The organism is Neorhizobium sp. SHOUNA12A, assembly GCF_023006505.1.
In the GTDB taxonomy this organism is placed as follows: Bacteria; Pseudomonadota; Alphaproteobacteria; order Rhizobiales; family Rhizobiaceae; genus Neorhizobium.
In genome coordinates this window covers 12348-36350 of the sequence record NZ_JALBGV010000062.1, presented here as the reverse complement: position 1 = coordinate 36350, position 24003 = coordinate 12348, and the positions used below count along the sequence as shown (strand labels likewise).

Below are 24003 nucleotides of genomic sequence, written 5' to 3'. Positions count from 1 at the left end.
TGTCTTCGGCCGGCCGCTTCTGCGCTTGGAATGCCACGAGACCGCCGGGTGCCGCAGTGTTGCCAGGCACGTAGCGGTCGAGCAGCGCTGCCATCTGGTCGTCGCGCTTGCGGGCGCTCTTGCCGCCCATGACGACGCCGATCACCCGGCGGCCGTCGATATTGACGGCGCTGGCGATATTGTAGCCGGAAGCGTTGATAAAGCCGGTCTTGACGCCGTCCATGCCGGGATAGCGGTACATCAGGTTGTTGTGGCCGCGCAGGCGCTTGCCGCGGAACTCCATGTTCTTCAAAGAAAAGAGTTGATATTCCTTGGGAAAGTCGCGGATCAGCGCCAGCGCCAGCTGGGCCATGTCGCGCGCCGTCGTCACCTGTTCGTCGTCCGGCAGGCCGGACGCATTGCGGAACACGGTGCGGCTCATGCCGAGCGCCCGCGCCTTCTTGGTCATCATCACCCCGAAACGGTCTTCCGAGCCGCCGAGATAATCACCCATCGTCGCGGCGGCATCATTGGCGGAGCGCACGACCATGCCAAGCACGGCCTCGCGTACTGTGATCGTTCGACCCGCCGGCACGCCGAGCTTGGAGGGAATTTTCGACGCCGCATTCGGCGTCACGACGATATCCTGGTCCCACTTGAGGCGGCCCTCGCGCAGCGCCTCGAAGGTCATGTAGAGCGTCATCATCTTGGTAAGCGATGCCGGGTGGTTGATCTCGTCGGCATTTTCCGACGCCAGAACCTTGCCGCTCTTCGCGTCATAGATGAAGTGGGAATAACCGGCCTCTGCCGAACGGCTGATGGCCAGAGAGGCGCCAAGCACCAACAGGAATGCCAAAATCTGCGGAATTCGATACATGCCTACCCTCTTACCGTCCTCAATGAGGATAAGGCAACGAACATGGTGCGAAAATGACGCGTTTCGCATTTGATTCTAATTCTCGATAAATGGTTAATTGAAAATAAGTACTTACGCATTTGTTAATGTTCTCCTGACGGCATCCTTCCAGCCGCGGATTTTCGCAGAACGGGTCTTTTCATCCATCTGCGGCTCGAATCGCCGCTGCCGCGCCCAGCTTTTTGCGAAGGCTTTTTGGTCCGGCCAGACGCCCGCCTTGGAGCCGGCGAGCCAGGCGGCTCCAAGCGCCGTCGTCTCCAGAATGGTCGGCCGGTCGACCGGCGCGTCGATCAGATCCGAGAGCCGCTGCATCGTCCAGTCGGAGGCGACCATGCCGCCGTCGACGCGCAGGACCGTGCTGCCGTTGGCATTGCGCCAGTCCTTCTGCATCGCGTCGTAGAGATCGCGGGTCTGGTAGCAAACCGCCTCCAACGCGGCGCGGGAGATTTCCGCAGGACCGGTCGCACGCGTCAGGCCGAACATGGCGCCGCGCGCTTCCGCATCCCAATAGGGCGCGCCGAGGCCGGTAAAGGCGGGTACCAGGTAGACTTCCTGTTGAGGATCAGCTTCTTGCGCCAACTCCCCGGATTGGGAAGCTCTTTCGATAATGCCGAGCCCGTCGCGCAGCCATTGCACGGCAGCGCCGGCGATGAAGATCGAGCCTTCCAGCGCATAGGTCGTTTCGCCGTTCAGGCGATAGGCGATGGTGGTGAGCAGCCGGTTCTTGGAGCGCACCATGTCGGCGCCGGTATTCAGCACTGCAAAGCAGCCGGTGCCGTAGGTAGATTTCATCATGCCCGGTTCGAAACAGGCCTGGCCGATGACCGCCGCCTGCTGGTCGCCGGCAACGCCGAGGATCGGGATCGCCGCACCGAACAGGCTTTCGTCGGTGATGCCGAATTCGTCGGCGCAATCCTTGACCTCCGGTAGCATGGCGGCCGGGATGCGCAGGATTTCGAGGAGGTCCTCGTCCCAATGGTTATCGGCGATGTTGTAGATCAGCGTGCGCGAGGCATTGGTCGCATCGGTGACGAAGCTTTTTCCACCGGTCAGGCGCCAGATCAGGAAGGTGTCGATCGTGCCGAAGCAGAGTTCGCCCTTGGCCGCCCTCGCCCGCGCACCCTTCACGTTGGCGAGCATCCAGGAAAGCTTGGTCCCCGAAAAATAGGGGTCGAGCAAAAGCCCGGTGCGGCGGGTAAACAGCTTTTCGAGATCCTGGCGTTTCAGCTTCTCGCAATAGCTGGCGGTGCGGCGATCCTGCCAGACGATGGCGTTGTGGATCGGTTTGCCGCTTTCGCGCTCCCAGACGACGACCGTCTCGCGCTGGTTGGTGATGCCGATCGCGGCAATCTCGGAGGCCTTCAGCTTGGCTTCTTTGAGCGCCTGCTCGACCGCCCAGAGCACAGTTTCCCAGATCTCCTCCGGATCATGCTCGACCCAGCCGGATTTCGGGAAGATCTGGGTGAATTCCTTCTGGCCGATGCCGACAATCCGCATGTCGCCGTCGAACACGATCGCCCGCGTCGAAGTCGTCCCCTGATCGATCGCCAGAACATAACCACCCATGCCGTCCCTCCCAGTTCATGCAATGCTTTGGAACTGGTTTGAACAGAAACGGCAAAAGCCTGTCAAACGGAAAAGGAAGGGCGCGACGCGCCTTTCCCTGTCCGTCGGCATCCAATCAGCCTGCAGCCTTGAGGGCCGTGTTGCACAGGCTCCAGTAACCGCCGCCCTTCTGGATCCATTTCAGATCGTTGAGCGTGCCGGCATCCTTGTTGGCATGGTAGGCGTCGACGCAGGTGTGCAGACGTCCCTTGGCAGGCGTCTCGGTTGCGTATTTCTTGTCGACCGCCTTGGGGAACTTGGTGCCCTTCGGAGCAACCATGGTCGGCTTTTCCGGCTCCTTCTCGGCGGTCTTTGCGACTTCGTCCTCGTCGGCCTTGTCCGCGACCGCGGCTTCAGCGCCGCAGAACTTGGCGCGGTAGTCGTTCCACTTCATCGTGGCGGCGGAGCCGTCAGCCTTTGCGGCCTGATATTTCGTGCTGCACTCCTTCATCGTCAGCGCACTGGCGGGCGATGAGAATGTCAGGGCAGCAAGGATCGTACCGGCAGCAGCAAGAATCAATTTCCCAGACATGATCTTTCCTACATTTCTGATTTAAGGAGAAAGTTTACGGAGCCCCCGTCAGGACGGGAGAACCCCGTTCGGGCTCGCCTTGTCGACTGCCGTCGGCAAGTGATCTGCAAGAAGCTGGGGCAGTTGATCGACATTGATGCCGAAGGCATTTGCCAGGCTGCGCACCTGCTCGGAAGAAAGCGCCGACCTGATCTGGTCGGCGGAAACCGGAAGATTGGAGCCGGTACCGATCCACGAAGACACCTGCTCGCCAAGCCCCGCCTGGTTGAGCTGGGCGATGATCCCGTTGAAGCCGCCGGCATTTTGAAAGATGTTTTCGGCGACCGCCAGTATATTGACCGGCTTGCCGCCCAAGGCATCGCTGATCACGCTCCCAAGACCATCAAACAGTCCCATGTGACCCTCCCAGGTCTTTCGCTACGCCTTCCGGAACTCATAGCAGTTCGAAGTTTTGGTGTCATCACCAATGTGCCTTGTCCGGCGCGCTGCTCCGGCGGTGTTCAGCCTGCTGCGCCACCGCCATCCATGGTCGGCAACGGCCGGCATCTCCCCGACGACCAGGATCGGCGATCCTGATTGCCATCGCACGGAATTTGGGCATAACCTGCCCGGATCGTCGCGGCGCAACAGAACGCCGCCCGGAAGGCTGGATCGCAGGGAGATTTGGGCATGAGCAGAACCGTCGTCGTCACAGGCTCCACGAGCGGCATCGGGCTCGGTGTTGCAAAGGCGTTTGCGGCCGAGGGCGCCAATGTGGTGATCAACGGTTTCGGACCGGCTGACGCGATCGAGGCTACCCGCCGCGAACTCGATGCGCTTGGGCCCGGCACGGTGCTTTATCACGGTGCCGACATGACCAGGCCCGCCGAGATCGAGGACCTGATCGCCACCGCGGTCAAGTCCTTCGGCACGGTCGACGTCCTCGTCAACAATGCCGGCATTCAGCACGTCGCGAAGATCGAGGAATTCCCGCCGGAAAAGTGGGATCAGCTGATCGCCATCCTGCTGACCTCGGCCTTCCACACGATGCGCCATAGCATTCCCTTGATGAAGGCGACCGGCAAGGGCCGCATCATCAACGTGGCGTCGGCCCACGCGCTGGTCGCCTCGCCGTTCAAATCCGCCTATGTGGCTGCCAAACATGGTATTTTAGGACTAACCAAAACAGCGGCCTTGGAACTTGCGGAATTCGGTATTACCGTGAATGCGATATGCCCGGGCTATGTGCTGACGCCGCTGGTCGAAAGGCAGATTCCCGATACCGCCCGCGAGCGCGGTATTTCGGAAGCCGAGGTGAAGAGCGAAGTGATGCTGAGGCTGCAGGCGACCAAGGAATTCGTGGCGATCGATGAAGTCGCGCAGGCGGCGATCTATCTCGCGAGCGATGCGGCGAAGAGCATTACCGGCACGCATATCTCGATAGACGGCGGCTGGACCGCCCAATAACTGAACAAAGCAGTAACCGGACCGACCGGTAACGGAATACAAGAGCCGGCAACGGCGGACGAAGGAGAGACATGAGCGAAGCCATCCGCTTCATCGTGAATGGAGAAGAGATAACCCTTGGAGATTTTGGTCCGACGGAAACCCTTCTCGATTATCTTCGCCTGAGGCGGCGGCTGACAGGTACCAAGGAAGGCTGTGCGGAAGGCGACTGCGGCGCCTGCACGGTGCTGATCGGGCGGTTGACGGAACACGGCCTGCGCTACGAAAGCGTCAATGCCTGCATCCGGTTCCTAGGCTCCCTGCACGGCACGCATGTGGTGACCGTCGAGCACCTGGCCGGCCGTGACGGCGCGCTGCATCCGGTGCAGCAGGCGATGGTCGACTTCCACGGATCGCAATGCGGCTTCTGCACTCCCGGCTTCATCATGTCCCTTTACGGCCTGTGGCTCTCCAACGGCACGCCGACACGCGCCGATATCGAAAGCGCGCTGCAGGGCAATCTCTGTCGCTGCACCGGCTATGAGCCGATCGTCAAGGCGGCCGAACACATCTCCGTCAATCGGCCGAGTTCGCTCTTCGATCCGCTGGAGCGCGACCGTATCCAGATCATGGCGAAACTCTGGGGCATCCATTCAGGCAACGACACGATCACCATCACCAAGGATGGCGCCCGCTCGATCGTGCCGGCCTCGGTCGCCGCCTTTGCCGATATTCTTGCCGAGGAACCCGAGGCGACGATCGTCGCGGGTGCCACCGATGTCGGGCTGTGGGTCACCAAGCAGATGCGGCTCCTCGACCCGGTTATCTTCATCAACCACCTGACCGAACTGCAGTCGATAAGCGCGGACGAGACGGGCATCACCATCGGCGCCGGCGTCAGTTACACCCAGGCTTTCGACGTACTGTCTGACGAAATCCCCTCGCTTGGCCGGCTGATCGACCGGATCGGCGGCCAACAGGTGCGCAACATGGGGACGATCGGCGGCAATATCGCCAACGGTTCGCCGATCGGCGACACTCCGCCGCCGCTGATCGCGCTCGGTGCCGAACTGACGCTGCGTTCCCATTCCGGCCGCCGGACGATCGCGCTCGAGGATTATTTCCTGAGCTACGGCAAGCAGGACCGGCTGCTAAACGAATTCGTCGAGAAGGTTTTCGTGCCGCGCCCGGCGGAAGGCAGCCATTTCGCCGTCTATAAGATCTCAAAACGCCGCGACGAGGACATCTCGGCGCTCTGCGGCGCCTTCCATCTCGTGCTCGATGCCGAAGGTAAGGTCGAGACCATCCGCATCGCCTTCGGCGGCATGGCGGCGACCCCGAAACGGGCGACACATGTCGAGAAGGCGCTTCTCGGCGAGGTCTGGAGCTGGGCCACCATCTCGGGCGTGCGCGACGCGTTCGTGGAGGATTACCAGCCCCTCACCGACTGGCGGGCGACCGCTGAATACCGCAGCCTCACCGCCCGCAACCTGCTCACCCGCTTTTTCCTCGAGACCGCCGGAGCGCCTGCGGAACTCCGCAGGTTCGAGCTGGAGGAGGCGTGATGGTGGGTAGAACGACAAATCTGGCACTCACCTCCCTCCCGAAGGGATGGATTTCGCATCTAAGAGCAGAAAGACGGCGCGGCAGTCCGATCTCCCCCCTTGTGGGGGAGATGCCCGGCAGGGCAGAGGGGGGTGTTACCGCATACTCTTCAGTCACCTCATTCGCCGCACCGTCGCTACCCCCCTCTGTCACCTTCGGTGACATCTCCCCCACAAGGAGGGAGATCAGAGGGAGTTCGCTGCACCGCCTCCTACCCACATGTGCGATCGCGCTTTCGTTTGGGAGCAGCGTGTTCGAAGGAGGCCTCCTCTGATGGACAAGACCACGTTCGATACCAAACCGATCATCAACGGCCGCATGCACGTGTCGCTGAAACATGATTCAGCACATAAGCACGTGACCGGAACCGCCGAATATATCGACGATATTCCGGAACCCTCAGGTACCCTGCACGGCGGCCTCGGGCTTGCCGACCGGGCGCATGCGGAAATCGTCTCGGTCGATCTTTCGGCGGTGAAGAGCGCACCCGGCGTCGTCTGGGTGATCACCGCGGAGGACATTCCGGGCTTCAACGACGTCGCCTCGACCGGCCAGCACGACGAACCGCTGCTGGCCACCACCAACGTGCAGTTCCACGGCCAGATCATCTTTGCGGTCATTGCCGAGACCCGCGACCAAGCCCGCCGTGCCGCGAGACTTGCCCAGATCGAATACCGCGACCTGCCGCACTGGACCGATATCGACAGCGCCCGCGAAAACGACGCGCCTTATCTCGTCGAACCGATGACGCTGAAGCGCGGCGAGCCGGAAACCGAGATCGAGAACGCACCCCTGCGGGTCCAGAACCACATGTATATCGGCGGCCAGGAGCATTTTTACCTGGAAAGCCACATCGCGCTCGCCATCCCCGGCGAGGACGACGAGGTGATCGTCTGGTCTTCCACCCAGCATCCGAGCGAAGTGCAGCACATGGTGGCGCATGTGCTCGGGGTGGCCAACAATGCGGTGACCGTCCAGACCCGCCGCATGGGCGGCGGTTTCGGCGGCAAGGAAACGCAAGGCAACCAGTTTGCGGCGCTCGCGGCAATCGCCGCCAAGAAGCTGAAGCGGGCCGTGAAATTCCGCCCCGACCGCGACGAGGATATGTCGATCACCGGCAAGCGGCACGATTTCCGCGTCGACTACGACGTCGCCTTCGACGCGGAAGGCCGTATCCACGCGGTCGATGCGATCTATGCGGCGCGCTGCGGTTTTTCCGCCGACCTCTCGGGCCCGGTCACCGACCGCGCCCTCTTCCATGCGGATTCCAGCTATTTCTATCCGCATGTGCGGCTGACCTCGCAGCCGCTGAAAACCCATACGGTCTCCAACACCGCCTTCCGCGGTTTCGGCGGGCCGCAGGGCATGCTCGGTGGCGAACGGATCATCGAGGAGATCGCCTATGCGGTCGGCAAGGATCCGCTCGAGATCCGCAAGCTGAATTTTTACGGCCAGCGCGGTTCCAACCGGACGATGACGCCCTATCACCAGGACGTCGAGGACAACATCATCGCGAGGATTGTCGACGAACTGGAAACCTCGTGCGATTACCAGGCCCGCCGGCAGGCGATCCTGGAGTTCAACTCGCACAGCCCGGTAATCCGCAAGGGCATCGCCCTGACACCGGTGAAATTCGGCATCTCGTTTACCATGACCGCCTACAACCAGGCGGGCGCGCTGGTGCATATCTACAATGACGGTTCGATCCACCTGAACCACGGCGGCACCGAAATGGGCCAGGGCCTCTATACCAAGGTGGCGCAGGTGGTGGCCGATACGTTCCAGGTCGATATCGACCGGGTGAAGATCACCGCGACGACGACCGGCAAGGTGCCGAACACCTCGGCGACCGCCGCCTCGTCCGGCACCGACCTCAACGGCATGGCCGCTTATGATGCCGCCCGCCAGATCAAGGAACGGTTGATCGATTTCGCCATGCGCCAATGGAAGGTCGGCCGCGACAAGGTCGAGTTCCTGCCCAACCGGCTGCGCATCGGCGGCGAGATCATACCCTTCGACACGTTCATCCGCGCCGCCTATTACGACCGCGTGCAGCTGTCCGCCGCCGGTTTCTACAAGACGCCGCGCATCCACTGGGACCGCAAGGCGGGCCGCGGCCGGCCGTTCTACTACTTCGCCTATGGCGCCGCGGTGTCGGAAGTCTCGATCGATACCCTGACCGGCGAATACATGGTCGAGCGCACCGACATCCTCCACGACGTCGGCAAGTCGCTGAACCCGGCGATCGACATCGGCCAGGTGGAAGGCGCATTCGTGCAGGGCATGGGCTGGCTGACCACCGAGGAACTGTGGTGGGACGACAAGGGGCGGCTCCGCACCCACGCGCCCTCCACCTACAAGATCCCGCTCGCCTCCGACCGGCCGAAGATTTTTAACGTGCAACTCGCCGAATGGGCGGAAAATGCCGAACCGACCATCGGCCGCTCCAAGGCCGTCGGCGAACCGCCGTTCATGTTGGCGATCTCGGTGCTGGAGGCCTTGTCGATGGCGGTGGCGAGCGTGGCAGATTATTCCGCCTGCCCGAGACTCGACGCGCCGGCGACGCCGGAACGGGTGCTGATGGCGGTCGAGCGGCTGAAGGCGATGTGATGGCTGCGGCCGCGGCATACCCCCCTCTGCCCTGCCGGGCATCTCCCCCTCAAGGGGGGAGATCGGATGTGGCCAGGCCCCACTCCCTCTCGGTGCGGCGGGCTCACGTCACAGATGAGGCTGAGGACCGGGCAAGACACCACGTCTTGCCGATCTCCCCCCTTGTGGGGGAGATGTCCGGCAGGACAGAGGGGGGTGCCTAGTGCGCGAACTCACTCTTCCTGCATTCATCACCACCCATCCAAAATCTGTCCTCGTCGAAATCCGCGAGGCCAAGGGCTCCACGCCCCGCGAAGCCGGCACCTTCATGCTTGTCGCCGATAAGGCGATCTGGGGGACGATCGGCGGCGGGCAGTTCGAATATATGGCGATCGACAATGCCCGGGCGATGCTGGCTGGCGGCGGCGAGGCGGTGATGGACATTCCGCTTGGGCCGGAGATCGGCCAGTGCTGCGGCGGCCATACCCGGCTTGCGTTCCGGCCGCTGACACCTGAACTCGCCGAGATGCTGGAAAGGCGCCTGCGCGACGAGGAAGACGATCGCCCGGCGGTGACCCTGTTCGGATCGGGTCATGTCGGCCAGGCGCTCGCAAGGGCGCTGGTTCCCCTGCCCTTCGCGGTGACCGTCGTCGAAACCCGTGCCGAGGCGCTGGAAGATCTGCCGGCCGAAACGGAAAAACACCTGACCGCCATGCCGGAAGCGTTTGTGGACAAGATCCCGGCTGGCGGCGCGGCGATCATCCTCACCCACGACCATGCGCTGGATTTCCTGATCGCCCAGCGCGCGTTGGCACGCGCCGATCTAACCTATGTCGGCATGATCGGCTCGCGGACCAAACGCGCTACCTTCGCCAACTGGCTGAGGCGCGAGGGCGGCGGTGATGGCTTGCTCTCCCGCCTCGTGCTGCCGATCGGCGGCACGGCGGTCAGGGACAAGCGCCCGGCCGTGATCGCAGCACTTGTCGCGGCCGAGCTGCTGGAAACCTACGCCGCTCGGCAGGCGCAGACCTCAAAGCGGCAGATCCCGACCGCCTGAGCGCCGTTTTCCGTCCCAGAATGCCGCCTCGCGGCTTTGCGACCCGGCTTCCGGGAGCGCGACATCGCCGCGCAGATCATCCGGCAGCGCCGGGATGCTCAGGCCCGAGGGCTGCAGGAGCCTGCGGAAAAAGCAGCGAAGCTGCCGCCAGGCGGACAGCGGGCGGGAGGATTTCAAAGGCAAGGCATGGGCGTTTGCGGACGGCATGGTTGCTCCACATCGACAAGAATGGCTTGATTGGTTGCGACCATGAATGGAGCCGATTGCCGGGAAATTCCAATTCAAATACAGTCGGTCGCGATCAAGAGAACTTATCGATGAAATTATCACGCCGGTTTCCGCTGAATGCACTTCGGGTCTTCGAGGCCGTCGCGCGCCTGGAAAATTTTACCCGCGCCGCGGAAGAACTCGGCATGACCCAGACGGCGGTCACCTATCAGATCAGGCTCTTGGAGGAATTTCTCGGCGACACCGTTTTTGTGCGCCGCCCACGGGCGCTGAAACTCACCGAAACCGGCGAAAAGCTGCTTCCGAAGGTGGCGGAGGCTTTCACGCTGCTGACCGAGGCGGTGCAATCGACGCGGAACGGCATCGAGGAAACGCTGGAAATCCACTCGCCCCCATCGTTTGCCGCGCAATGGCTGTCGCCGCATCTCCACATTTTCAAGGCCCTGCACCCGCAAATCGAGGTCCGCCTGCTGCGCCAGATGGATAACAACGACCACCATAGTTCGGCCGATATCACGATCTGTATCAGCGCCCGGCCATCCGACAGGTTGATCAGCCATCCTCTCTTTCGGCTCAACTATGCGCCCATGCTGTCTCCGCGACTGGCGGAAAGCGTGGGTGGCATCCGGCAGCCTTCCGATCTTTTGAAACTGCCCTGGATTACCGACACCCGTGACGGGTGGCACGAATGGTTCGAGGCGGCCCACATCGACCCGCATCAGATCCGGCACACCAGCCTCAACGCCCTTGGCGCGCTCGATCTGGAGGCAAGGGCTGCGATATCCGGCCATGGCGTGGCGATGCTGAGCCCCTTCCTCTTCCAGGAGGATCTGGCATCCAGCCGCCTCCTGCAGCCCTTCGATATCTGCGTCGGCGAGGGCAAGACCTATTGGCTGTGTTACCCGCCGGCGCGGCGAAATGCGGCGAAGGTCACGGCCTTTGCAACCTGGATCCAGGCGGCGCTCGCCGATGACCTCGCGACCATAGGCAAAAACCTGACCGGGGCAGTCGCTTAAAGGCCGGGCAAGCTGATCGTCGAGCAAGCCGCCCGGGGGCCGCTGCGCACTTCAAAGGTTCCGATGCGAATAGAGAAGCCTCGCTGCACGGAAGGCGCCTTCGTCCCGGGGGTCGCGCTTGTCGCGGCCATCGAGCAGGCCGAGGTCCCGTTGCCAGGATTGCGGCATTTCTTCCAGATCGAGGGTGTTGCGGCGGACAGCCAGACGGCGGCCGATCGCGGCGGCAATGCCGAGCTTCGGGAGAAACTGCTCGAACGGCCGGTTGAGGATCGAAAACATCCTTGCCTCCAACGGGATACCCCGTTTTCATTTGATGATTGTGGAGGTAGATTGCGCCGAAAATTGCCGGTAATCCAATCGAATTACCGTCTGCATGGATCAAGAGACCTTATCTATGAAGATGTCGAAACAGTTTCCGCTGAATGCGCTTCGGGTGTTCGAAGCCGCTGCCCGGCTGATGAGCTTCACCCGGGCCGGCGAAGAACTCGGGCTCACCCAGACGGCGGTGAGCTACCAGATCAAGCTGCTCGAGGACACCATCGGTGAACAGCTCTTCCTGCGCCGGCCCCGGCAGGTTTCGTTGACGGAGGCAGGCGAGCGGCTGGCGCCGAGGATCGCGGAAGCCTTCGCGATCATGGGCGATGCGCTTTCGACTCTGCACGACGCATCGGAGGGCACGCTGATCATCCATTCGACGGCGACCTTCGCCTCGCGCTGGCTGGCGCGCCATCTCGGCACCTTCCAGCTCGAAAATCCCGGCATTGCCGTCAGGCTGGAGACATCGCAGGAGATGATCGATTTTTCGCGCTCCCAGGCGGACATCGCGATCCGCAGCGGCAAGGGCGAATGGCCGGGCTTGCGCCGGCATTTTCTGATGCGAAATCATTTCACGCCGATGCTGAGCCCGGATCTGGCCGCCACGATCGGCGGCGTAAAGACGCCTGAAGACATCCTGAAGCTCAGGATCATCGATCCCGGCGATCCATGGTGGCCGTTCTGGTTTGCCGCAGCCGGGGTGCCGGATGTCGACCTCAGCGGCCGGCCGGTGAGCAGAATGGGCGCGCAGGCCTTCGAAGCCGCCGCCGCGATCGCCAGCCAGGGGGTCGGAATTCTGCAGCCGGAATTTTATGCGGACGACATCGCGCTCGGGCGGCTGGTCCAGCCATTCGACATCCTCGGCTATGACAAGAGCGACTATTGGCTGGTCTATCCGGAGGCTCGCAGGAATTCCAAGAAAATCCGTGCCTTCCGCGACTTCATGCGGAAAACCATGCCGACATTCAGGGACTAGGGTCAGGACCCTTCAGTCGGTTTTCTATCCGCCGCTTTGCTGGACGGAAAACCGGCTGGACATGTTACTTCTGGCCGCTGGCGGCCTCTAGTAGCTCATATCCGGCGCGTAGAAGCAGCGCAGCGTATCTTCGGTCGGATAGAGACAGAGATGGTATTCCTCGTCCTGGCTTCTCCTCGCCTGGCTCTGCGGCAGTTTGAAATCATGCGGGCGCGTGATCAGCCGATGATCGCCCGGGCTCAGAATGATCTCGTAGCCGCCATCGATGATCTTGACGTTCTTGGTCGCGATCATCTGGCAGTCGCCTGTATGGTTGTCGCCGTTGCAGCAGAAACCGTCATATTTCCAGGTCACGCCGGTCGAACTGTGCGCCTCGTGGGCACTGGCCGAACCGATCTGGATGCAGGACGCGTACGCAATCATCACACCTGTCAGAATACCACGCATGAGCTTAGTCTCCGTTGATGAATGCCCCCATCACCGGCTCGAACCGCACGCATTACCAAGCTTTCGCCGGCTGACTTGCAACTGTCACAATACGTGAGTCGATCTGACCAATTAACCCTTACTTATCGCGATGCACAATTAAGAACATTCTACTATTGCCAATCCGGGGATCGCGCGAAGGGAACTCGAAGCTGCCGGTCCCGGTTCCGTGGCGGAACAAAAAGTGTTCGCCGCAGCGCCCTCTTCCCTTGGCCAGGTTTTTTCCCCAAAGTGACGAGTCGGGGGCAAAAAGGGGAAGTCTGAATGTATGAATATGCCGTCGCCTGGGAATGGCTGAGTTTCGCCGCCCGCTGGTTCCATGTCATCACGGCGATCGCCTGGATCGGCTCGTCGTTCTATTTCATCGCGCTCGATCTGGGGCTGACGAAGCGCCCGAACATGCCCGCCGGCGTCTATGGCGAGGAATGGCAGGTGCATGGCGGCGGTTTCTACCACGTCCAGAAATACCTGGTGGCGCCGGCACAGATGCCCGAACACCTGACATGGTTCAAATACGAGAGCTATTTCACCTGGCTCTCCGGTTTCCTGATGCTCTGCATCGTCTATTACGGCGGCGCCGACCTGTTCCTGATCGATCGCACGGTGATGGCTCTCGCCCCCTGGCAGGCAATCCTGTTGTCGCTCGCATCGCTGTCGATCGGCTGGATCATCTACGACCTGCTCTGCAAGTCACCGCTCGGAAAGAACACCTGGGGGCTGATGGTGCTGCTCTTCCTGGTGCTGATCGCCATGGCCTGGGGGTATACGCAGATATTCTCCGGCCGCGCCGCCTTCCTGCATCTCGGCGCGTTCACCGCGACGATCATGTCCGCCAACGTCTTCTTCATCATCATCCCCAACCAGAAGATCGTCGTCGCCGACCTGATCGCGGGGCGCACGCCCGACCCGAAATACGGCATGATCGCCAAGCAGCGTTCGCTGCACAACAACTACCTGACGCTGCCCGTCATCTTCTTCATGCTCTCCAACCACTATCCGCTGGCGTTTGCGACCCATTTCAACTGGGTGATCGCCGCACTCGTCTTCCTGATGGGCGTGACGATCAGGCACTGGTTCAACACCACCCACGCCCGCAAGGGCAAGCCGACCTGGACCTGGCTGGTGACGGTTCTGCTCTTCATCGTCATCATGTGGCTCTCGACCGTGCCGAAGGTTCTGACCGGCGAGACCGAGACCTCGATGACCCCGGTCGCCCAGAAATTCGCGGCCAATGCCCATTTCGGTGCAGCGAGGGATGTCGTGCAGGCGCGCTGTTCCATGTGCCACGCGGCTGAACCCGTTTATGAAGGCGTCAATTTCACCCCGAAATCCGTCAGACTGGAGACTGACGCAGAGATTGCCGCCCACGCGCGGGAGATCTATATCCAGGCGGGCCGCAGCCACGCCATGCCGCCCGGCAATGTCACCGCCATCTCGCCGGACGAACGCCGGCTGCTGACGGCCTGGTACGAAAGCACGATATCCCAATGACCCAGATGCTGATCCGCGGACGGCTGCTCTCCTTCAAGCGCGCTCCGCACTCGCTGACCGACACGGACAGTTACGCCTATGAGAGCGACGGCGCGCTGCTGATCGACGGGAACACGATTTCGGTTGCCGGCAGCTACGGAACGGTCAAGGCGATTGCGCCGGAGGGCGTCGAGGAAATCGACCATCGGCCGCATCTGATCCTGCCCGGCTTCATCGACATGCATCTGCATTTCCCGCAGATGCAGGTAATCGCCTCCTACGCCGCCAATCTGCTCGAATGGCTGAACACCTACACCTTCCCGGAGGAATGCCGGTTCGTCGAGAGCGAGCATGCGGCCCGCATCGCCACACATTTCTACGACGAATTACTGCGCCACGGCACCACCACGGCGGCCGCCTACTGCTCCGTGCACAAGACTTCGGCCGATGCCTTCTTTGCCGAAGCCCTGAAGCGCGGCATGTGCATGGTCGGCGGCAAGGTGATGATGGACCGCAACGCCCCGCAGGGTCTGCTCGACACGCCGCAGATGGGTTATGACGAAACCCGCGCGGTAATTGCCGACTGGCACGGCAAGGGCCGCTGCCACGTCGCCATCACCCCGCGCTTCGCGATCACCTCGACGCCCGCCCAGATGAAGGCCGCCCAGGCGCTGGCGCAGGAGTTTCCCGACCTGCATATCCAGACGCATCTCTCCGAAAACCACGAGGAGATCCGCTATACGGGCGAGCTTTATCCGGATGCCAGGGACTATACCGACATCTACGCCCATTACGGCCTTCTCGGGCCCAAGACCTTGCTCGGCCACGCGATCCATCTTTCCGACCGCGAAGCCGATGTGTTGTCGGAGGCAGGCGCCGTCGCCGTCCACTGCCCGACCTCCAACCTTTTCCTCGGTTCCGGCCTGTTCCCGATGAAATCGCTAATGCGGCGGGAAAAACCGGTCAGGGTGGCGGTCGCCACCGATATCGGCGGCGGATCGAGCTATTCGATGCTGAGGACCATGGACGAGGCCTACAAGATCCAGCAACTCCTCGGCGAGCGTCTGAACCCGCTTGAAAGCTTCTACCTGATGACCAGAGGCAATGCCGAGGCGCTGTCGATGGCGGAACGTATCGGCACCCTGGAGCCCGGCACCGATGCCGACCTCGTGGTGCTGAACGCCGCCTCGACGCCGGCCATGCGGCTGCGGATGGAAACGGTGAAGACGCTGGGGGAAGAACTCTTCCTTCTTCAGACCATGGGCGACGACCGCGCCGTGGTCGAGACCTATGTGGCGGGCAAGGCAATGAAGAGCGAGCTCGACGTAAGCCAAGTCAGGACCTAGCCTCCCGCCTTCCGCCGAGCGCCCTCCTTGATCGCGTCCATGACAGCGCGGACAATCGGCACGTCGCGGATATCCGAATGGACGACGAGCCAGATGTCGCGCGTCACGGGTTCGTCCTCCACCAGCGCGACGGCGAGCCCGTCGCCGGCGCTGACGAAGAAATCGGGCAGGATGGCGACCCCGCCGCCCGCCCGGGCCATTGCGCGCTGGAATTCCAGCGTCGAGGCCCTCAGGCCGACACGCCGTCCTCTCGCGATATCGAGAAGCCGCCGATGCTGCGGCGAAGTCTCCATGTCCTCGCCGTAAGCGATAAAGCTCCATTCCTCTTGTGGCGTCTCGGCAAGGTAGGACGGCGACGCATAGAAATCGAACCGAACGCTGCCGATCCGCGTGACTGTAAGATCCCCCTGTTCGGGACGGGCCAGACGCACCGCAATGTCCGCCTCTCGACGGTTGAGGGAAGCGTAGCGCTTTTCGCCGGCAACGACGATCTCGATCTCGGGGTGACGTCGGCGAAGCATAGCGATTGGCTCCGGCAACAGCAGGTCCGAAAGGGCCGGAGGTGCGCTGATGCGCACCGTGCCGGCCAGCCGATCCTGTTTGAGCCTCGCCTGATCGGTGGCGAGAGCCTGTTCCTCCATCCGCCGCGCCAGTTCGGCAATGCGTTCGCCCTCGACAGTCAGTGTGACCTTCCGGCCGCGGCGATCGACCAATCTTGCCTGCAACTGCTCCTCCAGAAGCGCCACGCGGCGGCTGACGGTCGCGTGTTCCACGCCGAGTATCCGGGCGGCGCCGAGCAACGTTCCGCTGTTCGAGAGCGCCAGAAAGTAACGGAGGTTTTCCCAGTCGAGCATTGTCAAATTTTTCCCATCGATTGTCCACGAATAGGGAATTTTCAAACAATAAGCAAAGGCCCATCCTGACCCCGCCTCAAACATGGAGAATGACGATGGCGAATATCCTGGTGAGCCTGACCTCCCCCGGCGGGTTGGAAAACCTGCAGATTCTGGAACAGCCTCAACTAACGCCCAAGGAGGACGAAATTATCGTGCGGCACGACGCGATCGGCATGAACTTCGTCGATATCTATCACCGCAGGGGGATCTACGCGCTGCCATCCTATCCCGCCGTGATCGGTGTCGAGGCGGCCGGCACGGTGGAAGCCGTCGGCTCCGCGATCGCCGGTCTGAAGATCGGCGATCGGATCGCCTATTGTGGCGTCCCGGCTGGAGCCTATGCGACGCGCCGGGCGCTGGCGGCACAGCGGGCCATCCTTCTTCCGCCGCAGATCGACGCGGCGACGGCGGCCTCCTCGCTGCTGAAAGCGATGACGGCCTATATGCTGCTTTACAAGACTTATCCGGTCGGCACCGGCACCACCGTCCTGGTTCACGCGGCCGCAGGCGGTCTCGGTGCGATCCTGGTCAAATGGGCCAAGGAACTCGGTGCGACGGTGATCGGAACCGTAAGCTCGGAGGAAAAGGCGGAACTGGCCCGCAGCTACGGCGCCGATCACTTGATCGTCGGGCGCGATGCGGATCTGGTGGGTGAGGTCAAGTTCCGGACGAACGGACGCGGCGTCGATGTCGGCTATGACGGAATTGGCGGTTCGGTGCTTGCCAAGACGATCGACAGCGTCCGACCGTTCGGCACCGTGGTGACCATAGGCCAGGCCGCCGGCCCGATCCCGCCGGTCAACGTCGATCAGCTAAGGCCGGGCAAGGTCCTGTCGCATCCCAGCATCCTTGCCTTCATCATCGACCAGGCCAATTATCGCGAGGCGGCGAACGCGGCGATTGCCGCAATGGAGAACGGCATCACCGCGGTCGTCGCGGGAAAGTATCCGCTAGAAGAGGCAGCCAGGGCGCAGGAATTCCTGGAAAGCGGCCGTGCAGCCGGCAGCCTGCTGCTTATCCCCGAGTGACGGCAGGCGATATCGCGCAGGACCCCACGCCCAGGAGATAAACTGGGGAGAAACAGCGCGCGATATCGCTCGACATTCCTCTGGCAGTGCGGCGAAGATATGCTACTCGTCTGCTAGCATCCGGAGGAAGAATATCGATGTCCAAACCGCTGACCATCGCAGACCTGAAAATCCTTGCCCGCCGTCGGGTGCCAAAGATGTTCTTCGACTATGCCGACAGCGGCGCCTGGACAGAGGGAACGTATCGGGCGAACGAGGAAGACTATTCCAGGATCAAGCTGCGCCAGCGCGTCCTGGTCGACATGACCAACCGCACGCTCGAAACCACGATGATCGGCGAAAAGGCCGCGATGCCCGTGGCGCTGGCGCCGACCGGCATGACCGGCATGCAGCATGCGGACGGCGAAATGCTGGCCGCCAAGGCGGCGGAAGAATTCGGCGTGCCCTTCACGCTCTCGACCATGAGCATCTGCTCGATCGAGGACGTCGCCTCGGTGACCACGAAACCCTTCTGGTTCCAGCTCTACGTGATGAAGGACCGCGGCTTCGTCGAACGGCTGATCGGCCGCGCCAAGGCGGCGAAATGTTCGGCGCTCGTCGTCACCGCCGACCTGCAGATCCTCGGCCAGCGCCACAAGGACCTGCGCAATGGCCTTGCGGCTCCGCCGAAGCCGACGCTCAACGCGGCCCTGCAGCTCGTGACGCGCCCGAGATGGTGCCTGGAAATGCTTCAGACCAAGCGCCGCGGTTTCGGCAATATCGTCGGCCATGCGAGCAATGTTTCGGACCTCTCCTCGCTCGGCGCCTGGACGGCGGAACAGTTCGACCCACGGCTGTCCTGGGACGATATCCGCTGGATCAAGGACCTCTGGGGCGGCAAGATGATCATCAAGGGGATCCTCGACGAAGAGGACGCACGCGCCGCCGCCGACACCGGCGCGGATGCGATCATCGTCTCCAACCACGGCGGCCGCCAGCTCGACGGCGCCCCCTCATCGATCAGCATGCTGCCGAAAATCGTCGAGGCGGTCGGCGACCGGATCGAAGTGCATGTGGACGGCGGCATTCGGTCGGGCCAGGACGTGCTCAAGGCCGTGGCGCTCGGCGCCCGCGGCACCTATATCGGCCGGCCTTTCCTCTACGGCCTCGGCGCCATGGGCAAGGAGGGCGTCACCACGACGCTCGAGATCATCCGCAAGGAACTCGACATCACCATGGCGCTCTGCGGCAAGCGGGATATCCAGCATATCGACCGCAACATCCTCGCCAATATGCCGTTCTGACGGCGTGAGTGAGAAGGCGGAGGAGCTGCTATCTCAGCACCAGCCGCCCTTGCCAACGCCCGGCCGCTTGGCCAGGCCCTCGTTGACGAGGACATCGGCGAGCGAGCGGCCATTGCGGGTGACTTCGCGCAGCTTGTGGCCTTCGACCTCGTCCTCGTTGCCCTGCCAGGTGACGAGTTCGAACGGACCGGAATCGAGGAAGGCCCGCACCCGCAGCTCCGCATCGCTCGCCTTGATCCGCTCCGCCTCGCAACGCGGCTTCTTGATGTCGGGCACCTCGATGCCGACGAGGCGGATTTTCTGGCCGTGGAATACGAAACGGTCGGCGGCGGTGACGCAGTCGTCCTGCTTGGCCGATCCGCACAGATAGAATTTCGCCTCATAGGCGCCGGCAAGGTTCTCGTTGCTCTTCGGCGCCTCGGCAGCCTTCTGGATCTCCTCGAGAATCGGCTTGCCGATCGGCGCCGGCGGGATGATCGCGGCAGTGTGGCTCTGGTCGGGAGCGACCGCAGGCTTTGGCGTGACCGGTCGGTGCGACGGGCCGGAACTTGCCTCGACGGATTTCGCCGGCACAGGTTTTGCCGCGACCTGGAGCGGTTTTCCCGAAGTCAGGCCAGCAACAAAACGCCTCGTTGCCGCGGAATTCTCGTAAAGCGCAATCCCGCCGGCCACCAGCGCTAGCACTCCGAGCCAAGGCCAGAGCGACGAACCGGAGCTCGACGACCGCTTGGGCGCGCTCCTGCGCCGAGAACCGGATTTGCCGCGCGTTTGAGCCATGACGATCTCTCCTGTCGAATCGGAGAAAGTATCGTGGGGAAGGATTGCCGAAAGGTTTCGGAAAGAGCGGTCAGTAGTGGAAACGGCATTGGAGGATGATCAGCCGCGGCTGATCGCTGCTGTTCTCCACTCGGTAAACGAGCCGGTGTTCCTGAGTAATCCGGCGCGACCACTGCCCTTTGAGCTGATTGCGCAAAGGCTCAGGCTTACCGATGCCCTCGAAGGGGTGACGCAATGTGTCCCTGATCAACTCGTTGATCCGACCGACCATTTTGGGATCGGTCTCCTGCCAGGAAACATACTCGCGCCAGCCCTCCGGCTCCCAGACGAGCAGGTAGGCTTTCCCTGGAGGCATCAATCGGCCTTCTTGTTGGGAATATAGTCTTCAGGTTCAATCAAGTCGTGCGCGATCAGCTTGGAGCCGTCGTTGACGTTGGCGATCGCCTCCATCAGCCGCGTCGCATTGGCGGGCGTCGACATCAGATGCAGCGTCTCCAGCATCCCCTCGTATTCGTCCTTATCGATCAGGATGGCCGATGGCTTGTCACGGCGCATGATTTCGATCGGAGCACGGTCGTTCGATACCTCGTCGAGGAGGCTAGCAAGCTCTTGGCGGGCTTGGGAAAACATGACGGTGCGCATAGGGTTCCTCATTACCTGTACAATAAATAGTACAAGTCCCTGTCGAAGTCAATTTGAGCTACCCCGCCCGGCCCGTCGCCAGCGCCACCGCCCAGTCGGCGCGGCCGTTTTCGGCGGCGAGGCGCGACATCGCCAGGTGATCGTAGGACACGTTGCGGAATTGCGGTGTCCAGCCGGAGGAGGTCTTTTCGAGGATCGCGTAGGACGCCATGGCGTGGCCGGTTTCCACCTTGTGGAAATGCGGCGTGTCGTCGTCATAGGCCGGACAGCCGACGCTGCCGGGATTGACGATCAACCGGCCGTCGGACAATTGCACCGCCCGCGGAATATGGCTGTGGCCGCAGAGGATCAAAGGCTGCTCGATGCCCTCCGCCAGCACCTCGATCTCCTCCAGCGGCTTCAGGAAGACATGGCCTTGGCTGGACACTTGCTCCAGCCAATAAACGTTGTCCGACTGCGGCGTCGCGTGGCAAAGGTAGGCCTCATCCCGATAGACGGCGCTGAACGGCAGCTTGCGCAGCCATTGCAGGTGGCGCGGCGCCAGTTGCGAAAAGGCGTGCACTTCCCAGGAAGGCATCGCATCCGCCGGGTTTTCGATCAGGTAGCGATCGTGATTGCCGCGCACCGTCAGCGTCGCCATCGTATCGAGAAGGAGCAGCAGATCAGCGGTGCGCCCTGCTTCGAGGGGGCCGCTCAGGCAATCGCCGAGATTGACGATCTCGGTGATGCCTTGCCCGTGAATATCGGCAAGCACCGCTTCGAGCGCTGCGCAATTCCCGTGGATGTCGGCAATCGCGGCAAAGCGCATCAGCTCCCCCGATAGGTGGAATAACCGTAGGGCGAAAGCAGCAGCGGCACGTGATAGTGCGCCGTCGTGTCGGAAATGCCGAAACGGATCGGGATCACGTCGAGAAAGGGCGGCTCGGTCAAGGCAACGCCGCGGGCTCGAAGGTAGGCGCCGGCATGGAAAACCAGTTCGTATTCGCCGGCAAGAAAGGTCTCGCCGATCAGGATCGGCCCGCCATCGACGCGGCCGTCGCTATTGGTGACGACAGTCTGCAGTTTTTCGCGAGCCTCACCGTTCAGCCGGTAGAGATCGATCGAAAGCCCCTCCGCAGGCGTACCGCTGGCGGTGTCGAGGACATGGGTGGTGAGGCCTGTCATAGGCTTGGCTCCGCGATGAGATACGGGGTCTCGAAGAACGCTTCCTCGTAGTTCGCGGAGGTATTATCCCTGTCCACCACCAGGAAATCGCTGACGGCGCCGATCGCCATCAGCGGATGATGCCACGAATTGGGGAAATAATTGACGCCCTGATGCGGCTGCACGAGAAAGACCTGCGGTTTGCCCGGCCGACCGCCTTCGTCATCCGAAACAGCGATCAGGAACGGCTGGCCGGAGATCGGCGAAAAGCTCTGGCTGGCGAAAGGATGCCGCTCCATCATGGTGATCGCGTAAGGGAACTGCCGCGGCTTGCTGCGGAAGATGCTGAAGATCAGCCGCTCCGGCTCGCCGATCACGACTGGCTCTGCGAGCGCATGATAGCGTTCGGTCGTCCCGCCATTGATCAGCCGCATGGTCGCCGGATCGGCCTCGATGACATCGCCGAAAGGCGCGAAGGCTTGCTTGGTAAGGGGCAGGATTTCCAGATATTCGGTCAATTCATTCGCCTTCGATCATTCTGCTTCAGTCATTCACCCTGAGCACGCCAGTTGCGCAGGGAGTCGAGCTGGGAGAGAAGTTCCGGGATCATCCGATCGACGGTCAACCAGACCGTGCCGATATCCAGGTGAAAATACTGATGTGCGATGCGGTTGCGCATGTCGCGGATGTCTCTCCACGGGATCTCCGGATGCTCGACGACGAAATCCGGAAAACGCTCCATGATCTTGGTCGCGCATTCGCCGATCGCCATGATGTTGGCGATCACCGCATCCTGCTTGATTTCATCAAGCCGAAAGGCCTCGCGATCCAGGCCAGAGACATATCTGACGGCCTTGTTTCCAGTGACGACCATCCGATCAAGATAGGCTTCGAGACGCTCTGCACTCATATCGCCAACGCTTCCGCGACGATGCGTTCGCGGATCTTGGGCGGAAAATCCCCCGGAACCTTGACATCCACCGGAACGCCCAACGCTTCTTCGAGATCTCCCTGAAGTCCGCCGAGCGTGAACAGGGACGTGGTCGGCGACGGGTCGACCAGGATATCGAGATCGCTGTCGGGTCGGTCTTCGCCGCGCAGCACTGAGCCATAGACGCGAGGATTGGAGACCTGCCGGCGGGCAACGATCTCCCGGATGACATCCCGGTTCTTCTCCAGCACTTCCGACGGTCTCATGGCGGCGTCACTCCTGATATCGCCAGTATAAGCGACGGAGAGGATTGAGGAAAGCAGCGCCCGGGACCTCAATGTCCCGGAAGCAGCGATTGCAGACGCAGGAGCGCGATCTTTTCCACCTGGGCGGTGGCGGTGTCGAACTCCTCGTCCGCAGAATTGTCGATGCGCTTCTCGAAGGCAGCAAGGATATCGTCCTTGGTGAGGCCCTTGACCGCGATGATGAAAGGGAAGCCGAATTTTTGCGTATAGGCGGTATTGAGCTCGGTGAAGCGGGCGTGTTCGGCAGCGCTCAGGCGGTCCAGCCCGGCGCCGGCCTGTTCTTTTTTGCTGTCCTCGGTCAGTTCGCCGGCGATCGCCAGCTTGCCCGCAAGGTCGGGATGGGCGCGCAGCACGCCGAGGCGTTCCTCGCGGCTTGCCCGGCGGAAGATCGAGTTCAGCGCGTCATGCACGCTCTTGGACGTCAGCGGCACCAGCATCAGACCGGCGTCATAGGCGCGTTCGGCGATGAAGGGCGAATGTTCGAACACGCCGCCGAACATCTGGATGAAATCGCCGCGGGCGGTCATAGCGCGGCCGCCGGCTTGTGATGCTCGTGCCAGTGTCTGGCAATCTCGATACGCTGCGGGATCCAGACCTTGTCGTGGCTGAGCACATATTCGATGAAACGCTTCAACGCGGCGGCGCGGCCGGGCCGCCCGACGAGGCGGCAGTGGAGGCCGACCGACATCATCTTCGGCGCGCCTTCCCTGCCCTCCTGGTAAAGCACGTCGAAGGCATCCTTGAGATAGGTGAAGAACTGGTCGCCGGTGTTGAACCCCTGCGGCGTCGCAAACCGCATGTCGTTGGTTTCCAGCGTATAGGGGATGATCAGGAAGGGCTTCTGGTCGAGCCCGTTGACCCAGTAAGGCAGATCGTCTGCGTAACTGTCGGAGGAATAGAGGAAACCGCCCTCTTCCATGACCAGTTTCAGCGTGTTGTCGGAAGGCTTGCCCTGGTACATGCCGTAGGGGCGCTCGCCAACGAGCTCGGTGTGCAGCCGCACGGCCTCGAGGATGTGCTCGCGCTCCTTTGCCTCCGGGAAATCCTTATATTCCAGCCAACGGTAGCCGTGGCTGGCGATTTCCCAGCAGGCCTCCTTCATAGCGGAGACCGCTTCCGGATTGCGGGCCATGGCGAGCGTCACGCCGTAGACGGTGGTCTGGACCTTGAGGTCGGTAAACATCCGAAACAGCCGCCAGAAGCCGGCGCGCGAGCCGTATTCGTAGATCGATTCCATGTTGAGGTTGCGCTGGCCCGGCCAGGGCGCGGCACCGACGATTTCCGACAGCAGGTTCTCCGAGGCCGGATCGCCGTCCATGATCGAGCTCTCGCCACCCTCCTCGTAATTGATCACGAACTGCACGGCGACGTGAGCGCCGCCCGGCCATTTCGGATCGGGGGTGGAACGGCCGTAGCCGACGAGTTCGCGCGGATAGTCTTTTGCCTGCATGGA

At 62.2% G+C, this 24003-nt stretch carries 28 protein-coding genes; 10 read left to right on the top strand and 18 right to left on the bottom strand.

Going from position 1 to position 24003, the window contains the following annotated elements; all coding sequences use genetic code 11:
• The 4 genes from MOV63_RS23260 to MOV63_RS23245 form a co-directional block, all read right to left on the bottom strand.
• Window positions 1-856, bottom strand: an 856-nt coding sequence (locus tag MOV63_RS23260) for a D-alanyl-D-alanine carboxypeptidase family protein (protein WP_258719281.1), incomplete at its 3' end; no start/stop codon positions are given.
• 111 nt (window positions 857-967) lie between these two features.
• Window positions 968-2461 (bottom strand): glycerol kinase GlpK, encoded by a 1494-nt coding sequence (gene glpK, locus MOV63_RS23255; RefSeq protein WP_247037268.1) that lies wholly within the window; start codon window positions 2459-2461, stop codon window positions 968-970.
• A gap of 115 nt (window positions 2462-2576) precedes the next feature.
• Entirely contained in the window at window positions 2577-3032 is a 456-nt protein-coding gene (locus MOV63_RS23250; RefSeq protein WP_038544406.1) for a hypothetical protein, read from the bottom strand.
• A gap of 48 nt (window positions 3033-3080) precedes the next feature.
• The gene (locus tag MOV63_RS23245) at window positions 3081-3428 is read right to left on the bottom strand and encodes a YidB family protein (protein ID WP_038544407.1); all 348 of its coding nucleotides are present in this window, start codon (window positions 3426-3428) and stop codon (window positions 3081-3083) included.
• Between the two features lie 273 nt (window positions 3429-3701).
• On the opposite strand from MOV63_RS23245, the gene MOV63_RS23240 reads away from it, so the two are divergent.
• The 4 genes from MOV63_RS23240 to xdhC all read left to right on the top strand — a co-directional run bounded on the left by MOV63_RS23240 (window position 3702) and on the right by xdhC (window position 9708).
• Entirely contained in the window at window positions 3702-4478 is a 777-nt protein-coding gene (locus MOV63_RS23240; RefSeq protein WP_247037266.1) for a 3-hydroxybutyrate dehydrogenase, read from the top strand.
• Window positions 4479-4549: 71 nt separating this feature from the next.
• A complete protein-coding gene (gene xdhA, locus MOV63_RS23235; protein ID WP_247037265.1) occupies window positions 4550-6022 on the top strand; it encodes a xanthine dehydrogenase small subunit in 1473 nt (490 codons plus the stop codon).
• Between the two features lie 313 nt (window positions 6023-6335).
• Entirely contained in the window at window positions 6336-8672 is a 2337-nt protein-coding gene (gene xdhB, locus MOV63_RS23230; protein ID WP_247037262.1) for a xanthine dehydrogenase molybdopterin binding subunit, read from the top strand.
• A 202-nt stretch (window positions 8673-8874) separates the two neighbouring features.
• A complete protein-coding gene (gene xdhC / locus MOV63_RS23225) occupies window positions 8875-9708 on the top strand; it encodes a xanthine dehydrogenase accessory protein XdhC (protein WP_247037261.1) in 834 nt (277 codons plus the stop codon).
• On the opposite strand, the gene MOV63_RS23220 is transcribed toward xdhC, so the two are convergent.
• On the bottom strand, window positions 9682-9915 hold the full coding sequence (locus tag MOV63_RS23220; protein WP_247037259.1) for a hypothetical protein: 234 nt from the start codon (window positions 9913-9915) through the stop codon (window positions 9682-9684). The two genes, xdhC and MOV63_RS23220, sit on opposite strands and share 27 nt — an antisense overlap.
• Window positions 9916-10025: 110 nt before the next feature.
• Between MOV63_RS23220 and MOV63_RS23215 the strand changes: the two genes are divergently transcribed.
• On the top strand, window positions 10026-10952 hold the full coding sequence (locus tag MOV63_RS23215; protein WP_247037257.1) for a LysR substrate-binding domain-containing protein: 927 nt from the start codon (window positions 10026-10028) through the stop codon (window positions 10950-10952).
• A gap of 51 nt (window positions 10953-11003) precedes the next feature.
• On the opposite strand, the gene MOV63_RS23210 is transcribed toward MOV63_RS23215, so the two are convergent.
• Window positions 11004-11231, bottom strand: a complete 228-nt coding sequence (locus MOV63_RS23210; RefSeq protein WP_247037255.1) for a hypothetical protein — start codon at window positions 11229-11231, stop codon at window positions 11004-11006.
• A gap of 94 nt (window positions 11232-11325) precedes the next feature.
• On the opposite strand from MOV63_RS23210, the gene MOV63_RS23205 reads away from it, so the two are divergent.
• Window positions 11326-12243, top strand: coding sequence for a LysR substrate-binding domain-containing protein (locus tag MOV63_RS23205; protein ID WP_247037253.1), 918 nt, complete (start codon window positions 11326-11328; stop codon window positions 12241-12243).
• 87 nt (window positions 12244-12330) lie between these two features.
• On the opposite strand, the gene MOV63_RS23200 is transcribed toward MOV63_RS23205, so the two are convergent.
• Window positions 12331-12690 carry a hypothetical protein gene (locus tag MOV63_RS23200; RefSeq protein ID WP_247037251.1) on the bottom strand — a complete coding sequence of 120 codons (360 nt, stop codon included), beginning with the start codon at window positions 12688-12690 and terminating at the stop codon, window positions 12331-12333.
• Window positions 12691-12993: 303 nt separating this feature from the next.
• Between MOV63_RS23200 and puuD the strand changes: the two genes are divergently transcribed.
• Together puuD and guaD are read left to right on the top strand one after the other, a co-directional pair.
• On the top strand, window positions 12994-14220 hold the full coding sequence (gene puuD, locus MOV63_RS23195) for a urate hydroxylase PuuD (protein WP_247037241.1): 1227 nt from the start codon (window positions 12994-12996) through the stop codon (window positions 14218-14220).
• Window positions 14217-15545: a guanine deaminase gene (gene guaD / locus MOV63_RS23190; RefSeq protein WP_247037233.1), complete on the top strand. Its 1329-nt coding sequence runs from the start codon at window positions 14217-14219 to the stop codon at window positions 15543-15545. The genes puuD and guaD overlap by 4 nt, the downstream gene beginning before the upstream one ends.
• On the opposite strand, the gene MOV63_RS23185 is transcribed toward guaD, so the two are convergent.
• Window positions 15542-16399: a LysR family transcriptional regulator gene (locus tag MOV63_RS23185; RefSeq protein ID WP_247037231.1), complete on the bottom strand. Its 858-nt coding sequence runs from the start codon at window positions 16397-16399 to the stop codon at window positions 15542-15544. The genes guaD and MOV63_RS23185 overlap by 4 nt on opposite strands.
• Before the next feature lie 95 nt (window positions 16400-16494).
• On the opposite strand from MOV63_RS23185, the gene MOV63_RS23180 reads away from it, so the two are divergent.
• A complete protein-coding gene (locus MOV63_RS23180) occupies window positions 16495-17469 on the top strand; it encodes a quinone oxidoreductase (RefSeq protein ID WP_247037229.1) in 975 nt (324 codons plus the stop codon).
• 137 nt (window positions 17470-17606) lie between these two features.
• A complete protein-coding gene (locus tag MOV63_RS23175) occupies window positions 17607-18752 on the top strand; it encodes an alpha-hydroxy acid oxidase (protein WP_046601309.1) in 1146 nt (381 codons plus the stop codon).
• 33 nt (window positions 18753-18785) lie between these two features.
• Here the strand turns inward: MOV63_RS23175 and MOV63_RS23170 are convergent, their stop codons facing one another.
• From MOV63_RS23170 to puuE, 10 genes are all read right to left on the bottom strand, one after another.
• Window positions 18786-19529: a hypothetical protein gene (locus MOV63_RS23170; RefSeq protein ID WP_038544441.1), complete on the bottom strand. Its 744-nt coding sequence runs from the start codon at window positions 19527-19529 to the stop codon at window positions 18786-18788.
• Between the two features lie 70 nt (window positions 19530-19599).
• On the bottom strand, window positions 19600-19884 hold the full coding sequence (locus tag MOV63_RS23165; RefSeq protein ID WP_038544443.1) for a Txe/YoeB family addiction module toxin: 285 nt from the start codon (window positions 19882-19884) through the stop codon (window positions 19600-19602).
• Complete coding sequence (locus MOV63_RS23160) at window positions 19884-20171, bottom strand: type II toxin-antitoxin system Phd/YefM family antitoxin (RefSeq protein WP_038544445.1); 288 nt, start codon at window positions 20169-20171, stop codon at window positions 19884-19886. Before MOV63_RS23160 ends, MOV63_RS23165 begins: the two co-directional genes overlap by 1 nt.
• Before the next feature lie 58 nt (window positions 20172-20229).
• On the bottom strand, window positions 20230-20979 hold the full coding sequence (locus MOV63_RS23155; RefSeq protein WP_247037227.1) for a metallophosphoesterase: 750 nt from the start codon (window positions 20977-20979) through the stop codon (window positions 20230-20232).
• Complete coding sequence (gene uraH, locus MOV63_RS23150) at window positions 20979-21335, bottom strand: hydroxyisourate hydrolase (protein WP_038544449.1); 357 nt, start codon at window positions 21333-21335, stop codon at window positions 20979-20981. Before uraH ends, MOV63_RS23155 begins: the two co-directional genes overlap by 1 nt.
• The gene (locus tag MOV63_RS23145; protein WP_247037225.1) at window positions 21332-21832 is read right to left on the bottom strand and encodes an ureidoglycolate lyase; all 501 of its coding nucleotides are present in this window, start codon (window positions 21830-21832) and stop codon (window positions 21332-21334) included. The genes uraH and MOV63_RS23145 overlap by 4 nt, the downstream gene beginning before the upstream one ends.
• A gap of 29 nt (window positions 21833-21861) precedes the next feature.
• The gene (locus MOV63_RS23140) at window positions 21862-22224 is read right to left on the bottom strand and encodes a DUF86 domain-containing protein (protein WP_038544453.1); all 363 of its coding nucleotides are present in this window, start codon (window positions 22222-22224) and stop codon (window positions 21862-21864) included.
• Window positions 22221-22511, bottom strand: a complete 291-nt coding sequence (locus MOV63_RS23135; protein WP_038544454.1) for a nucleotidyltransferase family protein — start codon at window positions 22509-22511, stop codon at window positions 22221-22223. Before MOV63_RS23135 ends, MOV63_RS23140 begins: the two co-directional genes overlap by 4 nt.
• A gap of 68 nt (window positions 22512-22579) precedes the next feature.
• Window positions 22580-23077 (bottom strand): 2-oxo-4-hydroxy-4-carboxy-5-ureidoimidazoline decarboxylase, encoded by a 498-nt coding sequence (uraD, locus tag MOV63_RS23130; RefSeq protein WP_247037223.1) that lies wholly within the window; start codon window positions 23075-23077, stop codon window positions 22580-22582.
• Window positions 23074-24000, bottom strand: a complete 927-nt coding sequence (gene puuE, locus MOV63_RS23125; protein WP_247037221.1) for an allantoinase PuuE — start codon at window positions 23998-24000, stop codon at window positions 23074-23076. Before puuE ends, uraD begins: the two co-directional genes overlap by 4 nt.
• Window positions 24001-24003 lie beyond the last annotated feature (3 nt).

Coding starts and splice junctions, on each gene's coding strand:
- glpK (WP_247037268.1), bottom strand. CDS start 2,461: ATGGGTGGTTATGTTCTGGCGATCGATCAGGGGACGACTTCGACGCGG.
- MOV63_RS23250 (WP_038544406.1), bottom strand. CDS start 3,032: ATGTCTGGGAAATTGATTCTTGCTGCTGCCGGTACGATCCTTGCTGCC.
- MOV63_RS23245 (WP_038544407.1), bottom strand. CDS start 3,428: ATGGGACTGTTTGATGGTCTTGGGAGCGTGATCAGCGATGCCTTGGGC.
- MOV63_RS23240 (WP_247037266.1), top strand. CDS start 3,702: ATGAGCAGAACCGTCGTCGTCACAGGCTCCACGAGCGGCATCGGGCTC.
- xdhA (WP_247037265.1), top strand. CDS start 4,550: ATGAGCGAAGCCATCCGCTTCATCGTGAATGGAGAAGAGATAACCCTT.
- xdhB (WP_247037262.1), top strand. CDS start 6,336: ATGGACAAGACCACGTTCGATACCAAACCGATCATCAACGGCCGCATG.
- MOV63_RS23220 (WP_247037259.1), bottom strand. CDS start 9,915: ATGCCGTCCGCAAACGCCCATGCCTTGCCTTTGAAATCCTCCCGCCCG.
- MOV63_RS23215 (WP_247037257.1), top strand. CDS start 10,026: ATGAAATTATCACGCCGGTTTCCGCTGAATGCACTTCGGGTCTTCGAG.
- MOV63_RS23210 (WP_247037255.1), bottom strand. CDS start 11,231: ATGTTTTCGATCCTCAACCGGCCGTTCGAGCAGTTTCTCCCGAAGCTC.
- MOV63_RS23205 (WP_247037253.1), top strand. CDS start 11,326: ATGGATCAAGAGACCTTATCTATGAAGATGTCGAAACAGTTTCCGCTG.
- MOV63_RS23200 (WP_247037251.1), bottom strand. CDS start 12,690: ATGCGTGGTATTCTGACAGGTGTGATGATTGCGTACGCGTCCTGCATC.
- puuD (WP_247037241.1), top strand. CDS start 12,994: ATGTATGAATATGCCGTCGCCTGGGAATGGCTGAGTTTCGCCGCCCGC.
- guaD (WP_247037233.1), top strand. CDS start 14,217: ATGACCCAGATGCTGATCCGCGGACGGCTGCTCTCCTTCAAGCGCGCT.
- MOV63_RS23185 (WP_247037231.1), bottom strand. CDS start 16,399: ATGCTCGACTGGGAAAACCTCCGTTACTTTCTGGCGCTCTCGAACAGC.
- MOV63_RS23180 (WP_247037229.1), top strand. CDS start 16,495: ATGGCGAATATCCTGGTGAGCCTGACCTCCCCCGGCGGGTTGGAAAAC.
- MOV63_RS23175 (WP_046601309.1), top strand. CDS start 17,607: ATGTCCAAACCGCTGACCATCGCAGACCTGAAAATCCTTGCCCGCCGT.
- MOV63_RS23170 (WP_038544441.1), bottom strand. CDS start 19,529: ATGGCTCAAACGCGCGGCAAATCCGGTTCTCGGCGCAGGAGCGCGCCC.
- MOV63_RS23165 (WP_038544443.1), bottom strand. CDS start 19,884: ATGCCTCCAGGGAAAGCCTACCTGCTCGTCTGGGAGCCGGAGGGCTGG.
- MOV63_RS23160 (WP_038544445.1), bottom strand. CDS start 20,171: ATGCGCACCGTCATGTTTTCCCAAGCCCGCCAAGAGCTTGCTAGCCTC.
- MOV63_RS23155 (WP_247037227.1), bottom strand. CDS start 20,979: ATGCGCTTTGCCGCGATTGCCGACATCCACGGGAATTGCGCAGCGCTC.
- uraH (WP_038544449.1), bottom strand. CDS start 21,335: ATGACAGGCCTCACCACCCATGTCCTCGACACCGCCAGCGGTACGCCT.
- MOV63_RS23140 (WP_038544453.1), bottom strand. CDS start 22,224: ATGAGTGCAGAGCGTCTCGAAGCCTATCTTGATCGGATGGTCGTCACT.
- MOV63_RS23135 (WP_038544454.1), bottom strand. CDS start 22,511: ATGAGACCGTCGGAAGTGCTGGAGAAGAACCGGGATGTCATCCGGGAG.
- uraD (WP_247037223.1), bottom strand. CDS start 23,077: ATGACCGCCCGCGGCGATTTCATCCAGATGTTCGGCGGCGTGTTCGAA.
- puuE (WP_247037221.1), bottom strand. CDS start 24,000: ATGCAGGCAAAAGACTATCCGCGCGAACTCGTCGGCTACGGCCGTTCC.